This is a genomic window from Asticcacaulis biprosthecium C19, from assembly GCF_000204015.1.
GTDB lineage: Bacteria > Pseudomonadota > Alphaproteobacteria > Caulobacterales > Caulobacteraceae > Asticcacaulis > Asticcacaulis biprosthecius.
Genome location: NZ_GL883077.1, coordinates 2,313,292 through 2,328,090, shown reverse-complemented (window position 1 = coordinate 2,328,090; position 14,799 = coordinate 2,313,292). Strand labels below are relative to the sequence as shown.

At 61.7% G+C, this 14,799-nt stretch carries 13 protein-coding genes; all 13 read right to left on the bottom strand.

Annotated features, from left to right (window positions below; translation table 11 throughout):
* Positions 1 to 127 precede the first annotated feature (127 nt).
* Positions 128 to 1,030 carry an HpcH/HpaI aldolase/citrate lyase family protein gene (locus ABI_RS10490; protein ID WP_006272921.1) on the bottom strand — a complete coding sequence of 301 codons (903 nt, stop codon included), beginning with the start codon at positions 1,028 to 1,030 and terminating at the stop codon, positions 128 to 130.
* On the bottom strand, positions 1,027 to 2,145 hold the full coding sequence (locus ABI_RS10485; protein ID WP_006272920.1) for a cysteine protease StiP domain-containing protein: 1,119 nt from the start codon (positions 2,143 to 2,145) through the stop codon (positions 1,027 to 1,029). Before ABI_RS10485 ends, ABI_RS10490 begins: the two co-directional genes overlap by 4 nt.
* On the bottom strand, positions 2,129 to 2,875 hold the full coding sequence (locus ABI_RS10480) for an HAD family hydrolase (RefSeq protein WP_040308793.1): 747 nt from the start codon (positions 2,873 to 2,875) through the stop codon (positions 2,129 to 2,131). Before ABI_RS10480 ends, ABI_RS10485 begins: the two co-directional genes overlap by 17 nt.
* Positions 2,872 to 4,026, bottom strand: coding sequence for a phosphoribosyltransferase domain-containing protein (locus ABI_RS10475; RefSeq protein ID WP_006272918.1), 1,155 nt, complete (start codon positions 4,024 to 4,026; stop codon positions 2,872 to 2,874). The genes ABI_RS10480 and ABI_RS10475 overlap by 4 nt, the downstream gene beginning before the upstream one ends.
* Positions 4,027 to 4,131: 105 nt before the next feature.
* Positions 4,132 to 5,220: a S1C family serine protease gene (locus ABI_RS10470; RefSeq protein ID WP_157138774.1), complete on the bottom strand. Its 1,089-nt coding sequence runs from the start codon at positions 5,218 to 5,220 to the stop codon at positions 4,132 to 4,134.
* A gap of 2 nt (positions 5,221 to 5,222) precedes the next feature.
* Positions 5,223 to 6,209 (bottom strand): ATP-grasp domain-containing protein, encoded by a 987-nt coding sequence (locus ABI_RS10465; RefSeq protein ID WP_006272916.1) that lies wholly within the window; start codon positions 6,207 to 6,209, stop codon positions 5,223 to 5,225.
* 36 nt (positions 6,210 to 6,245) lie between these two features.
* Positions 6,246 to 6,827 (bottom strand): TerD family protein, encoded by a 582-nt coding sequence (locus ABI_RS10460; RefSeq protein WP_006272915.1) that lies wholly within the window; start codon positions 6,825 to 6,827, stop codon positions 6,246 to 6,248.
* A 61-nt stretch (positions 6,828 to 6,888) separates the two neighbouring features.
* On the bottom strand, positions 6,889 to 7,461 hold the full coding sequence (locus ABI_RS10455) for a TerD family protein (RefSeq protein ID WP_006272914.1): 573 nt from the start codon (positions 7,459 to 7,461) through the stop codon (positions 6,889 to 6,891).
* Between the two features lie 84 nt (positions 7,462 to 7,545).
* On the bottom strand, positions 7,546 to 8,682 hold the full coding sequence (locus tag ABI_RS10450) for a DUF475 domain-containing protein (RefSeq protein ID WP_006272913.1): 1,137 nt from the start codon (positions 8,680 to 8,682) through the stop codon (positions 7,546 to 7,548).
* Positions 8,683 to 8,750: 68 nt separating this feature from the next.
* The gene (locus tag ABI_RS10445) at positions 8,751 to 9,938 is read right to left on the bottom strand and encodes a TerD family protein (RefSeq protein WP_006272911.1); all 1,188 of its coding nucleotides are present in this window, start codon (positions 9,936 to 9,938) and stop codon (positions 8,751 to 8,753) included.
* Positions 9,939 to 9,996: 58 nt separating this feature from the next.
* On the bottom strand, positions 9,997 to 10,575 hold the full coding sequence (locus ABI_RS10440; protein WP_006272910.1) for a TerD family protein: 579 nt from the start codon (positions 10,573 to 10,575) through the stop codon (positions 9,997 to 9,999).
* Between the two features lie 378 nt (positions 10,576 to 10,953).
* Positions 10,954 to 13,089 (bottom strand): phosphocholine-specific phospholipase C, encoded by a 2,136-nt coding sequence (locus tag ABI_RS10435; RefSeq protein WP_006272909.1) that lies wholly within the window; start codon positions 13,087 to 13,089, stop codon positions 10,954 to 10,956.
* Position 13,090: 1 nt separating this feature from the next.
* Complete coding sequence (locus ABI_RS10430; RefSeq protein ID WP_006272908.1) at positions 13,091 to 14,638, bottom strand: alkaline phosphatase D family protein; 1,548 nt, start codon at positions 14,636 to 14,638, stop codon at positions 13,091 to 13,093.
* Positions 14,639 to 14,799 lie beyond the last annotated feature (161 nt).

Genomic DNA, 14,799 nt, shown 5'->3' with positions numbered 1-14,799 from the left:
ATCGGCAGACGCGCCCACGCGACTCTGCGGCTTGCAACAGTGATAATGCAGTCGCGGAGCGCTTGCGAGCGTTTTAAATGCGATCATAGCGTCCCCCCTCGACGCCAAACCGAAGACCGGCATCCCGTCACGCCACTCGGCTATCTGCCGCCAGCAGTCCCTCAGTAATACCATAGATTTGCGCGCGCTGGGCGATATTTTCAGCCCAGCGATAGTGCGTCGCGGGCTCGCACATGCTGCCATTGGCGCCAAATACCGCCGGCGACGACGCATCCAGTATGGCCCGCGCTTCCATGATCTCGGCGGGTGATGGCTTGAATAGCCTCTGGATAACCCCGATCTGGCTTGGGTGCACGGCTGTCTTGGTCAGGAGGCCATGTTCGATATCCTGCTCGACTTCCTCGGTCAGCAGGGCATGGTCGCCAAAATGCTCAAATACGGGGGCCGAGACGCTGAAACCGTGACTGCAGAAGGTTGTGGCAATATTGCGGATAGCAACGCCCAACAGGCCGTCATAGGCTGTTCGGTAGCGCGACCGCCGCACGCCCATCAGGCCGAGGATGTCATTGCCGCCGATCCGCACCGCCAGGATACGGTCGCGCCAGGGCAGCAAGCGGTCTCTCAGGCGGCGAAGAGATGCGGCATCGAACGCCTCCTCACCTTCGATACTGGGCATCAGCCGATGCGCGTCAAGTCCCCGGACGCCCAACCAGGCGCCCGCCGTTTCCGTGGTCACCTTCGGCAAGACGAAACCGGCCAGCCGCCCGGCACCCGGCATCTCCAGGATTCGTCCCAGCATTTGCGGGCTGCGCGGGCGGACAAACACATGCACGCTCGGCGCGACAACGGCGAAGCGCTGCAAAACAGCGCGAAGGGCCTGCTCGGCCACAGCCAGTTCATCGTCACGAACGGCGTCCTCAAGGCAGATCACCATGGAACGCAGGTCCGGACAGGCTCCATAGGCATTGTCGAAAGCCGCCGGATTGAGAGCCGGGGTATAAAGCGTGGCACCCAGTTCGATAGCTCTCATTCCTGTTCGCCCTTCACTTTGCGGATAATCGTCGCGGCACAGTAGCCGCCCAGGTCTTGTTCAATCACCCGTACGCCGGCCCCCGCTGCCAAATGCAGCATATGCCGGGTTTCTGCGGCGGCCAGATCCCGGACCAGCACGCAGTCAGGGACCCTGCGCAAGATAGCCCGCGTCGCCTCTGCAATCCCCGGCTTGATGCGGTTTATATCGTCGACGTGATAATCGTTCATGAGTTCCTGCAAGATACGCGTACTGTCTGCCCTGGCCTGTGCCGCCGCATCCGGCGTCCAGGCGGCAGAGCTATAAACGGGCGAAGCCGCCTCAACCGTTTCCAGAAAATGATGGGTAAGGTCGCGAGGCGCATGGTCGGCCTGGAACAAGCAGGCATGAAAATCCTCCGGACCGACCAGATCGGCCGTCAGCACCGTACGGCTGATCAAGCCGGTCACGATCCCGTTGAGCAGACCGCTGGGGATAACATAGTCGTCGACCGTCGCTGCCAGGCTCGCCCGCCCCGCCGGATCGGCAACTACGGCCAAAAACGGGGCAAACCCCAACCCCCCGGAGGTCAATGACGATTCCAGTTCTCGGGTGATCGCCCCCTTGCCCGTCCAGCCATCCACAAAAACGGCCGTGTCGGTGCCGTGGCGTGCAGCGATGAAACGCAAGGCATTCAAGTCGATCCCGCGGCCGCGAATAATGCTGACCGTGTAGTGAAAGGCCCGAACACCCAGCCGCGCCAGCGCCCGTTTGACCAGGACCCCGACCGGTGTCCCGGCACGCGCCAATGAGATCAGAACGCACTCGATTCGGGTCTGGGACCGCTGAGCGATTTTCCGGGCCAGTATCTCGACATCGCCCTTCAGGCGGCCGGCATTGTGCGCCAGGGCGTCCCGGTACAGTTGCATATAGCGGTCATCCGGAACGTTTTCCGGCGACAGCATTTCGGAATAGTGCTTCGCCCCCGACTGGATCAGTCGCTCTTTTTCGGCAATGTCGGTATGGCCAATCGCCGCCGGCTTCAGAAGCATGACGACATCTTCAGGCGCAAAGGTGCCGCAGAAGGGCACCGCCACTTCCTGAGATTCACGCACAGCTTCAGTCAATCCAGGCATTGTCACGGATCAGGCTTTTCCACAGCTGGGATCGGGTCGGCGTCATGGCAAAATCACATAAGTCCATAAAACCGACGTCAGAATTACTGTCGCCGATCCCGATGACCGGCGCATCCGGCTGTCCGGCGCGCAGCTTTTCGATCATATAGGTAACGGCATGGCGTTTATTCAGCCACCCCGGCAGATATGCAAGATTATTATCGTTGCGGTGCACACGCCATCCTGCCGGCACCCGTCCTGCAAGGTCGCGTTCGACGTCCGCCAGGACCTCGCCGTTATCGAGGTTGCTCTTGATGCAGATATACTGCGCCATGCCCCCCTCCTGTGCCACCCAATGGCGAAAGGCGGCACCGTCCAGCGCGCCGGTCAACTCGGCATAAACCGCCGTCACCGACGCGTCACCGCGCGACCGAGCGACTAGGCCATCGTGCCACGCCGCATCCACCTCGCCATTGGCCTCTAGAATACAGCCACCGTTGCCACAGATCGCCGGCGCCTGTTCGATATCGACCCGGGCCAGAACGTCGCGGCTGCGGGCCGTCACAGGGATCAGTTGCCCGATCCGCAGCCAGGCCAGAAGGTTCTCCTGCCTGGGCGTGGCGTAGCCGCTGGGGCTGCCATCGGCCAGGCGACTCATCAGGCGCAGGCCATCGGCGCGCCCGTCAGGACACTTCCGCGCGGTCTGAAACAAGGTATCGTCCAGATCGGTCAGGATAAACGGCCGGGTCATTGGCCATCCCGCCGATAGTGGCACACGATTACCTCGACCGGTATATCCGCGCCCAACAGCGCCAGCGCAGCACGTGCCTCGGCGGCCTGATCTCTGACGACCTCGGTCAAAATCAGTACTCGGTCCGGCCGGTGGCCCAGCATATTGTAAAGGAAACAGGGCGCACCGCTGCCGTAGGCATCGCTGAAACGCGACAGGCTCTGCATGGCGTGACCAATCAGGGCCGGGCTGCGGGTAATGCACTGTACCGCCGCGATTCCGCCTTGGTCTTCCACGGCCTCTGCGACCCGCAAGGCCTCATACGAATGCTCACCATCACCCAGAACGAGGACACGTTCGCCCGGTTGCACGACGATGGCTGACCGCTCCGCTGCCTCCGGATCACGCAACCCGGTGCGGCTGAGCATGCCCTGCGACGGAGCCACACCGGCCTGATTGGAGCTTGCTGCCAGTACGAGCGGCGCAACGGCGGTCCTTGCCTGCCAGGTCATGCTGCCGCAAAGAATCGACCGCGCTTGCGTCGCCAGCGGCATAGCCTTGAGGTAACCGCCACCGCCCCAGTCGGTCAGGCAGCACGTTTCGATACGACGAAGCTTTGGCATGCCGCGCGACAGCGCCTCTGCGGCGGCAACAAAGGTATTGCCGGTGCTGCACTCGTCATCGACAATCACCAGCGATTGCGCCGCACGTGCCATAGCCTCAAGCGCCGGATCGGCGATCTGTACAAGGTGGCTTGTGGCATGGCTGTGTCCCTCCTCGAACGACGCGAACACGCGCGCGCCTTCGACCCGTTGTCGCGAGCTTTGCAGGTACAGGACTTCGACCGAAGGATTGTTCCGACGATAGGCAGCAAATATCCCTTGCCCCAGGGCCGTGGCCGTTTCCGCCATGCCCAGAAACACGACGGGTTGCGGCAGATCCGGCGATATCTTGCGAGCCAGGGTTTCCATGGACGCCCGCATCTCACTCGGCGCCGTCGGCAGGTGGCGTCCCAGGACTTTCGATACGATCAGGAAGCCGCGCTTCGGATTGGAGCGGGCGGCAAAGTCGCACAACTGACGCAAGGGGGGGCCGTCGTGCACCGTCAGGGTCAGTTCCCCGGTCGGCAACAGGATGGTTTCTGAAACCCCTATGGCTAGGCTGCTGGTCATGCTTGGCGCCTAAAGCGCAATCCGAAAAAGTGTTCAGCACTTTTCGGTAAAATTGCGCGACAAAACAAAAACTTAGAGCGAGGTTTTGAGTCCATCAAAACCCCGCTAGAAGTGAACAATGACGCTGACGACCGACTTGCGCAGCCGCTGCACCACATCGCGCCGGTCATTGTTCAGTGACGGCTTGAGGTCGGGAAGCGTGAAGCCGGCGGCCGCAACAAGTTCATAGACCAGGGCGACACGAACGGCAAAATTGACGTTTTCGGAGATCGAACCACGTTCCCGCATATTGCCATGGGCCAGGGAAGAACAGGTCACCCCGACCAGGTTGCCGAATTCGTCGATGATGGCACCACCGGACGATCCCGATCCTATCGGCGCCGTGAATTGAAAGCGCGAAACATCGCCATGGCTGCCGGTCAGGCCCGAAATATTACCGGTGGTAACCTTCAGATCGGCCCCCAGCACATCCATCAGCGGAAAGCCTGCCGCCAGCACGCCTTCTCCCAGCCACAGCGGCGCGGTGTTGCGCAATGGGAGAGGATCGCCATCCACCTCCCCTTCCAGCAGCGCGAGATCATGCATCAGGTCTGCTGCGACGGGTTTGAGTTTGTTACGGCTTCGCCCCAATTCCAGCGCCGTGCCATCCTCGATGACATGGGCGTTGGTAATTACCAGACCCGGCGCGATCAGCACGCCGCTACCCGAGGCCGTCGCGCCACGCGGCGGCCGGTCCGGGTTACGTCCGGGACGCGAGGGGAACTGCACGTCGCGCAAGTTACGGGCCCGGGCATAGGCTTCAATCCCGAAGGTGAACCCCTCATTGGAGATCTTGGCGCGCCACACGCCATCCTTGGCGTAAATTTCGGTCAGGATCACGGCTGCCAGTTGCTGGTCGGGTTCCGGCAGGACGTAGGCCTGACCGGCGATCTCGACGTGGATTGGGTAGGCCGTATTGACGAACCCGCCGCTGCGGTCATCATGGATATAGGCGACAACTTCAAGCGTTGTTTCGCGGATCAGGGGCGACGGGGCCTGCCAGCGCCCCCCCTCACCTTGAGCAAACGGGATAATGCCTCCATCCGCGCCAACGGCACAGACAACAACGCGGTCGGCATCGCGCCCCTGCACCGTGACACCCCAATTGCCCTCACGGGTAACTTGCAGTCTTTGACCTGGGACCAGAGTTTGCACCGCTATCTTACCGCCGTCTCGAAGCCAACCTCGGTGTCGATCATCTTCCCCTCCACCTCATCCGCCGTCATGCGCCCTGTCAGCAGGCCTGCCCATCCCGCCAGGATACCCGCACCGACAGCTTCCGCATAGACCACCCCGCCGGCAGGGCGCGCATTGATTTCCAGCACCTTCCAGCTAGCGTCGCGGTGCTTGCGGAACTGGATGTTAACCGTGCCATGCAGAGCAAAGCGTTCAACCAGTTGCCGCGCGTAACCGCTGAGCGGATGCTCGGTCTGGATACGTTGGCGTCCCGTGCTGAGCTTGGTTCGGGCCGCGTATCGCAGCATACGCCCCTCGTGGGCGAGTATGTCGAACGACACCTCCGGCCCCGGCAGGAATTCCATCAGCACCATGTCACGGACAGCCTTGGACTTTTCCTGCATCCGCAAGGCCGCAAGATAGAGGTCTTCATGGATTTCACGGCTATCGGGGTTTTCCAGATGCCGCATCGGCTTGTCGCGGGTCAGTTTCCAGAAGCCGAAACCGTTGACGCCATTCCGCGGCTTGACGCAGGGCGCGCCACCATCGGCCCGCGCGCGAAAAACCGCCAGCGCGGCTTCCAGTTCATCAGCGGATCGTATCAAGGCGGTCTCGAGATGGAATTCCGTGTCCTCCAGCGCCTCGGCGAAACGGTACTTGTCGTCGAGCAGTTTCAGAACGCGCTGGCCGGCCGGGAATTCCACCCGGCACGGCAACTGCGCCTCACGCAACGCCGTGCGGTAGTGGGTCGGGATCATCAGGTCGATGCGATAGGCTTCTACCTGGCCACGCGCCCAGGCGACGTAGTCGGCGGCATCGACGTCCGGTTCGACCCAGGTCTCCACCGGGCCTGCATGTTTGGGCATGCCCTTGGCGACGCTGGCGTAGATTTCCAGTTCCGGCTGCGCCGCCATCATCGACTGAGAAATGCTGGCCAGGGAAAAGCCGCGGTTGAACCAGATACGCATTCTATTGCCCCGTCGGCCGTCACTGAGGCCCAAAAATCAAGCCAGGTTGACGCCCATGGCCGAAGCCAGTCCCGCCAGGCCACTTTCCCAGCCCTCACCGATGGCCTTGACCTTGATGTCGCCCTGGGGGCTGCGATACAGCTCGACGAAGACCATGGCCGCGTTGGTGCTGCTGTCTTCGGACAGGTCGTAGCGTGCCAGTTCTTTACCGTCGGCCAGGTTGATGACCCGGGCATAGGCGTTCTGAACCGAGCCGAAGTTCTGCCGCCGCGCCTGGCCGTCATAGATGGTCACGGCGATGGTCACCTTCTTGGCATTGGCCGGCAGCTTGGAGAAATCGATCTTGATCGTCTCGTCGTCGCCCTCACCGGCGCCGGTCGTGTTGTCGCCGCCATAGACCACGGCGCCTTCGGGCGAGGTCTTGTTGTTGTAGAAGACGAAGTGGCCGTCGCTCAGCACCTTGCCGCTCTCGTCCACGACGAAAGCGGAAGCGTCGAGGTCGAAAGCCGCGCCGTCCGTCTTGCGGACGTCCCAGCCCAGGCCGACCGTGACGGAAACGAGGCCCGGAGCCTCCTTGGACAGCGACACATTGCCGCCTTTTGAGAGAGAAACTGCCATGGGAAATCCTTGTCGTGATGGGTCGGAACGGCAGGAACAATCCCGGCCGTTCCGAAAGGGGTTAGCCGACGCTGACGCCGTAATTGGTGGCCAGCGGCCCCAGGCCGCCCTTGAAGCCCTGGCCGACGGCGCGGAACTTCCATTCGGCATTGTTGCGATAGACTTCACCCAGGATCATGGCTGTCTCGACCGACGCATCTTCCGAGAGGTCGTAGCGCACGATCTCGACATTGGTCTTCTGGTTGACCAGGCGAATGAAAGCGTTGGAAACCTGGCCGAAACTCTGCTTGCGGGCTTCGCCGTCGTGGATCGTGACGACGATCGCCACCTTGTCGACGTCCGCCGGGACCTTGGTCAGGGTGACCTTGATCTGCTCGTCGTCGCCGTCGCCAGCGCCCGTGCGGTTGTCGCCCAGGTGCTCAACGCCGGTTACGGCCTTGTTGTTATAGAAAACGAAGTCGCCGTCGGAGCGAACCTTGCCGTCAGTCTTGAGCAGGAAGGCTGAGGCGTCGAGGTCGAAATCGGTGCCGTCGGTCGCGCGCGTATCCCAGCCCAGGCCGATAATAACTTCGTCCAGTGCGGGATCTTCCTTGCTCAGGCTGACGTTGCCGCCTTTGGAAAGCGAAATTGCCATGTCAAACAGTCCTTTTTCATCGTTGGCGGTCATCGGGTGTTCGTGAAGCGCCGTCCGCCTGGGGCGCTCCACAGCGGTAAGCGGTTAAATATCCAGACGGTCCTTTTCGTTGGCCGGCTGGGTTGTCTGATCGGATATGACCTCACCGGTCGGCAGGATGATCTGTGCATCGCCGTCCTCGGCATATTCCTGCGGAAACCGCTTCTTGTGCTCGATCGAAACCCACAGGGACACACCGATAATGATGGCACCGATCAGCCCGGTCACGACCTCCGGAATGTGCAGCTTGATGCTGAGCAGCATGATGCTGGCCAGGGCGATGATGGCGTAGAAGGCGCCGGCCTCAAGGAAGCGGAACTCGGCCAGGTGGCCACCCCGCACCAGGGCGATGGTCATCGAGCGCACAAACATGGCGCCGATCCCCAGGCCCAGCGCGATCAGGATGATGTCATTGGTAATAGCGAAAGCGCCGATCACGCCGTCAAACGAGAAGGAGGCATCGAGGAATTCGAGATAAATAAACCCGCCCGCCCCGGTCCGCACGACCGCGCCGGTATGGTCCTTCTCACCGCCGCCGACCCAGTCGCCGAACTTCTGCACCGCAAAGAAGGTCACCACGCCGGACAGGCCAGCGATCAGGAAGGTCTTTTGCTCTTCACCGTGGACCATGAACGACAGTCCGCCGATCAGCAGAGCTGTGACGATATAAGGTGAAAACGGAATCTTGGCCAGCGCCGCCAGCGGTCGCTCGATAAAGCCCAGCCAGTGGTGCTCGCGGTCATCGTCGAAGAAGAAGTTAAGACCCACCAGCATCAGGAAGGCACCGCCGAAACCGGAAATACCGATATGGGCGCCCGTGACAATTGTTTCGTATCGCTCATGGTCCATAATGGCGATGCGCGTGGCTTCCCACGGCGTCACCATGGCAGAAATTGACACGATCAGAATGGGGAAGATGATCCGCATGCCGAACACGGCAATAAGAATACCCCAGGTCAGAAAGCGGCGCTGCCACACCGGATCCATATCCTTCAGGATCGAGGCGTTGACGACGGCATTATCGAGGCTGAGTGAGGTTTCCATCACCCCCAGCACACAGGCCAGAAAGACCATTTGCAGCACGGCGCTGGCCATGCCGCCACTCTGGTAGTAGCCCAGAACCCCCGCAAGGATCAGGGATACCACGGTGAAGGCGATCGACCCGTAAAAATTCTTTAGCATAGACGTCCCGTGTTGAAGCTCAGCAAAAACCGACTTTTGGCCTAAATGATTTGCGGATATGGGGCTTGTCAGTCCTTACTGCCAGCGGCCCATCGCAGGATAATGCCGATATCGTCAGCAAACTGCTTTTGATCGCGGTAATACTGCATATGGCGGTCCACCTGCAGAGTGCCATTCACATTGTTGATAAGGGCGATACCGCACAGACGCGAATTATCTCGACCTTCGACCAGCCTTATCTCGATTTCCGGCTGGCCCGGCATGGTCATACGCACCACCCCGTCCGTCTGCTGCCAGTTCGGCACACCTTCATAGATCAGAGCAAAAACTCCGATCCGCTTGATCTTGTCGAAATGCCGGCCGTTGACGCGGATGGTTTCGCCCGTGCTCACCGCGCCGGTACGGTCGTCGCCCGACAACTGGATATAGGGCTCATGCTCATAGTCGCCGAAACTGCGACCCAGCCCCTGAATGCAGCCCTTGTAGCCGTCCTGCAGTTCGAACATGACACCGAGGTCCAGGTCGACATTCTTCGGTCCGCCACCAAACAGGCCGCGCTTCTGTTCCGGCTGGCTCCAGTTGAGGTTCAGGATGATCTCGCCAAAACTGGCGCCCGTCTTCTGCAGGCTGACGCGCGGATTGCCCTTCTCCAACGTCACCTTTTTCAAGCTGACGGGGGCGGACGGCGGCGCAGACGCAGCCGGTGCCGGTGCCGCCGGAGCGGGCGTTGGCGCAGAGGCAGGCGCTGCAGCCGGCGCGTCCGCCACTTCACCACCGAAATGACTGATCAGGCTGGCCAGCCCGCCGGCAAACCCGGCGGCGATCGTGCCGACCCGCCAACCGGAGCTATGGCGGTAGATCTCGACCAGCATCACCGCTTTTTCGTTGCTCAGATACTGAGCCACGTCAAAGGACGCAGCATTGTTGCCCAAGGTGACGGCCAGTGGCCGCGAGTCACCGATCGGGCGGCTGTCATGGGTGGCGGTGAAAACAACCCGGTCAATCGTGTCCGGCAGCCGGTCGAGTTCGAGCGAAAACACGGCAGAGCCGGCTGCCGGAACCAAACTGATCGCCCCTTCCGGAGACCGGGTGTTGGAGAACAGGACAACATAGCGGTCGTCGCCGATCTTGCGTTCCTTGTTCAGCCCGAAAGCCGCAATATCGGCGCCGTCCAGGCCGAATTCGACCTTGACCGCGCATTGTGCGCCAATGCCAAAATCGGCGAGGCTGCGCTTTTCGCCTTGCTGCAACTGCATGCGTTTTCCTGCAGAATCTGGGGAGAGGCGCAAAGCCCCTCCCGTTCGAATGGTGATATCAGATGAGTTGAGCCGCCAGGGCCGTAATGTCCTTGACCGTGCGCGCGGTCGTCCGCTCACCGATCGCCTTGAAGGTCCACTGGCCGGCATCCCGCTTCACATAGGCCAGGACCACGCCGGTGTGCGGCCCCGTCTCCGAGATGTCGAACCGCGCCAACTCCTTGCGGGCGCGGCTGTCCACCACACGGCTGAAGGCGTTTTTGACCTTGTCAAAGGTCTGACCGCGGAAGCTGTTGACCGTGAAGACCAGGGTTTCGATTTCCTGCGGCAGTCGCGTCAGGTCGATGGAAATGGTCTCGTCATCGCCATCACCTTCGCCGGTGAGGTTGTCGCCGCTGTGACGGATCGAACCGTCCCGGCTGAGCAGTTGCTGGAACCAAATCGTGTCGACCACGCGGCCGTTGGCGTCGAACGCTATGCAGGAGGCGTCCAGATCGATGCTGCCGCCACCGCCGAAAAGTCCGCCCAGCAGACCCGTTGCGACATCCCAGCCGACGCCCAGGGTAATGTTGGTCAGGCCATCGCCGCCTTCTTTTTTAAGGCTCACCGATGCGTTTTTTTGCAGAGAAATGCTCATAGTCATCCTTTCCGTGGCGGCACGTCGGCGCAGCACGCCTGTGCGGGACATCAACCCAGGGTCGGGCTCAGGGATTACACGTTGTTACCGAATCAAAGCTTAACCGTTTGATACTTTTATTGAAACCCTGGCCAGCACGGCAACCCCGGAAGCGTGCGGCCGGCCTCCCTGGCCGGGACTGTAGACACAAACGGGCGAGCGAACAAGCCAAACACAACCTGTCAGGAGAATTTGAACGCGGCCCTTTGCCACACTTGCAAACAACAAGAGCCGCCCTACCCGGACGGCTCCTGTCATTCATATGTGGCGGCACTGGCGCGTAATCTGTGTCACGCTGCATTCATGTTAGCGCTACCAACTGTTATGTGTCAAGCCTTGCTAAAACTTTGGCAGTCGCAGTTCGGGCTTTGGATAGGCGGCCGGCTCGACGACCTCCGCCATGGCGGGGTCGCTGATACCATCGGCGCCGGTTTCCATGCGTCCGGCAAAACGGTGGATCTCGCCTCCTGTGGCCACGGTCACGTCATACCAGTTGCCGTTCTGACCGATGTCAAACACCTGCTTATGCACCGTGCCTGGCTTGACGGCGACAGTAGTCTTGCCATGGCCGTAAACCCCGGCATCGACCGTCACGTCGACAATCACACCCGCAGCGTTGCGTATCCCGACCGTCAACAGCGCCGGCCGCTTGGTCGTTAGCGCGGTTACCTCGACGGCCGACCTGCCCTCACCGGCAAAGGCGCGGTGGAAGCCATTCGGTCCCAGAATCCACAGGTCGTATCGCCCGCCCGACCAGCGGTCGGTCAAGCTCTTGCCCGCCTCGACGGTATAACGTCGAGGAATGGCCTCAAGGTTCAGCCGGTCATAGACATGGAATACCGCGCCCGCCTTGCCGCGATTGACGAATTGCAGTTCCACACCCTCCCCCGCCTTCGCCACGATATCGAGGTCATACGGCAGGGCGCGTGACGGCCGCGTCCCCTTTTCCTGCATCAGCGGTTCTGCTTGCGCCGGCGGCTCGACACGCTTGCGGTGAATCTGCGCCAGCACCGCGCGCTCCGAGCCGGATGCGTCCGGCAGCCCCGGAAACGCTGGGCCGTCCGGCATGGAGAAGTCGAAGGCGGACGTAAGGTCGCCGCACACCGCCCGGTGCCAGGGACTGATCGCAGGCACGGTGACGCCGAAGCGCTTCTCAAGGAACTGCCCGACGGAGGTATGGTCGAACACCTGCGACGTCACCCAGCCGCCCTTTGACCACGGCGACACGACGTACATCGGCACGCGCGCGCTCAGGCCCCACGGCCGCACCGTCCCGCTGATCGTATCGGACGGATCTAGGAACTTGCGCTGGGGATCTGAGAAATAGAAGCCCTTCAGATCGACGGTCGACTTGCCCATCAGGGTGCCATCGGCCGCGTAGGACGGCGGCGCCGATGGCGGCAGATGGTCGAACAAGCCGTCGTTTTCATCGAAGGTCTGGAAGAAGACGGTCGAGCCCCACACGTCGGGATTGGCGACCAGGGCGCTCAGGATACCGGCTGTGAACTCAGCACCCTGCAAAGGTGTCGAGGCCGACGGATGCTCGGACCATTCCTTGTTGGGCAGAATCCACGACACGGCCGGCAGTGTGCCGTCCTTCACATCCTGGGCGAACTGCTCCAGAGACCAATGGCTCATGCCCTTTTCATAGATGGCCGAACCGGGCTTGGCGCTGCGGAAGCTCTCGAAGGCCAGACCGCCATGCATGGCGCCGGTCCAATTGTCATTCGGGTCCTGGTAGATGCGCCACGACACCCCGGCCTCTTCCAGAACGTCCGGCAGGGTCGGCCAGCCAAAGGCCGAGCCCTGGTATTGATAGCCCGGTTCAGGAAGGGCGCCCCTGACCCAGCAGCGCATATTGTTGGGCTCGGAATCGGCATCGGTCGCATGGATCCCGGCTGAGCGCAGCTTGGGATCTTGGTTCGAGCCCGACCAGAAGACGATTCGGTTCGGGTCCGTCCCCGTGGTGATCGAGCAGTGATAGTGGTCGCAGATGGTAAAGGCTTCGGCGAGCGCAAACTGGAACGGAATGTCGTCGCGCTGATAAAAGCCCATCGAATAGGGGTTCTTGTATTTGGGCCAGTAGCCGAACTTCCCCTGGTTCCACGCTGCCTGGGAGTCCGAGAAACTGTGCGGAGTCCCGGGCACGGCGATGGCGTTGGTCGTACGGGTATTGAGATGATAGGGCGGGATGACCTTGTTGCCGTCCGACTGCTGCCACACCGGGCCATTTTTCATCGGGATCGGAAAACGGTCGCCGAAGCCGCGCACCCCGCGCAGGGTGCCGAAGTAGTGGTCGAACGACCGGTTTTCCTGCATCAGGATGACGATATGTTTGACGTCCTGGATCGTCCCGGTGACCCGTTTGGCGGGCAGGCTGACGGCCTGGGCGATGGCGTCGGTGAACGGCGCTGCGGTGGCCAGAGCGGCACCGGCGCCGAAAAGCTGCAAAAAGGAACGGCGGTCGGTCGTCATGTCAGATATCCCGTGTGTGGATTTCGGTGTCGGTGGAAACAGTGCCGGTTTCGACGCCCGGATCGGCGACGACACGGTAGTGCGCCGACCAGTCCTTTGCGGTCACAACGTGGCGGACATAGCCGCGTTTATCGCCGTTGTAGTAGCGGACATGTGGATTGTGCGGCAGCGCCTCGACCATATCACGCGCCCAGGGACAGTGCGACGCGATCGAGGTGCCGGCAAATTCGTGCCCGATGCGCTTTGACCGCGCATCATAGGGATCGCTGTGCAGCGTGGTGGCGGCCGAACAGTGCCAATCCCCCGACAAGGCCACGGGATGTCCCTTACCTTGTCCCTCGCCCTGTGCTTGGGCCAGGGCGTCGATAATCCGCTGGCGCTGGGCCGGGTAGCCGTCCCATTGATCCAGATTGCGTTCGGCAGCTTCATCCCCCGGCGTGTAGCGAAACGACGAGAACCATGTCTGGGAAGCCAAAACCGTGAAGGCGGCGTCAGTGCGCGCGATCCCGTCCAGCAGCCATTGCTCCTGGACCTTGCCGGTCAGGCTGCGCGCCGGTTCGTCCAACTGGGCGCACGGGGCCTTGCGGTTGTCGCCGCACGCCTGGTCGTCGCGGAATTGACGGGTATCCAAGAGGTTGATCTCGGCAGGACCGAAGCGGTAGCGCCCATACATCTGGAGTTGGCTGTCGATACCATTCAGTATTGGCGGCTTCTCGATCGGCATATGCTCCCAGTAGGCCTGGAAGGCGGCCAGCTTGCGGACGCGAAACTCCAGGTCGGTTTGGGCGTGCGGGTCCTGCGGAAGGGCGCCAGCCCAGTTGTTGTCCACTTCGTGATCGTCCATGGCAACGATCCACGGCGCGGCGGCATGGGCGGCCTGCAGATGCAGGTCGCTCTTGTACAAGGCGTAGCGGTTGCGGTAGTCCCACAGGGTGACGATCTCGGCACTGTTGTGCAGGCGCACCGTCTCGAAGGCCTGGCGGCGGCCACGGCCGAGGTCGCGCATACGCGCCCCCAGGGCGCCGATCCCGCTTTCATAAATATAGTCGCCGACGTGGATCACACAGTCGGGCATCCATTCGGCCAGATCCTTGTAAGCGGTGAAATAGCCGCTCTCATAGCTTTGGCAACTGGCATGGGCCAGCTTGACGCTTGCCATGTCGCGCGAAGTCGTACGCGTGCGGCCGACCGGGCTGTCGGCATCGCCGTAATGGAATTGGTACCAGTATTCGCGTCCGGGCTCGAGACCGTTGACAACGACATGGACACTGTGTCCGACGCCGTCCGAGGTGGCAAAGACACCCTCGCGAACAAGCTTGGTCATGGCGTCGTCACTGCACAGGCGCCAGCGCACGTCAGCCGATCCGACCGGCATACCGCCGCCCTTCAGCGGATCGGGCGCCAGGCGGGTCCACAACACTATGCCGTCATCCCGCGGCGAACCGGAAGCCACGCCCAAGGTGAAGGGGTAGGTGGTGACTGCGCCAGCGGTGGCGGGAAGCCACAAGGCGGCAGAAGCCGAAGTCAGGAACAGACGGCGGGAGAACATGGCTTGGGCTCCGGTTTAAACTGAGGTGGGCGGACCGGAAGGACGCTTCGAAGGTTTCCCTTCCCTTCCGATCCGCCCGTCTTCAGGGGATCGATAGGCCGCGAATACCAAGCCTCATAAAGAATGACGCTTGGTATTCGCATTTTTTTCAGCTCAAGCGC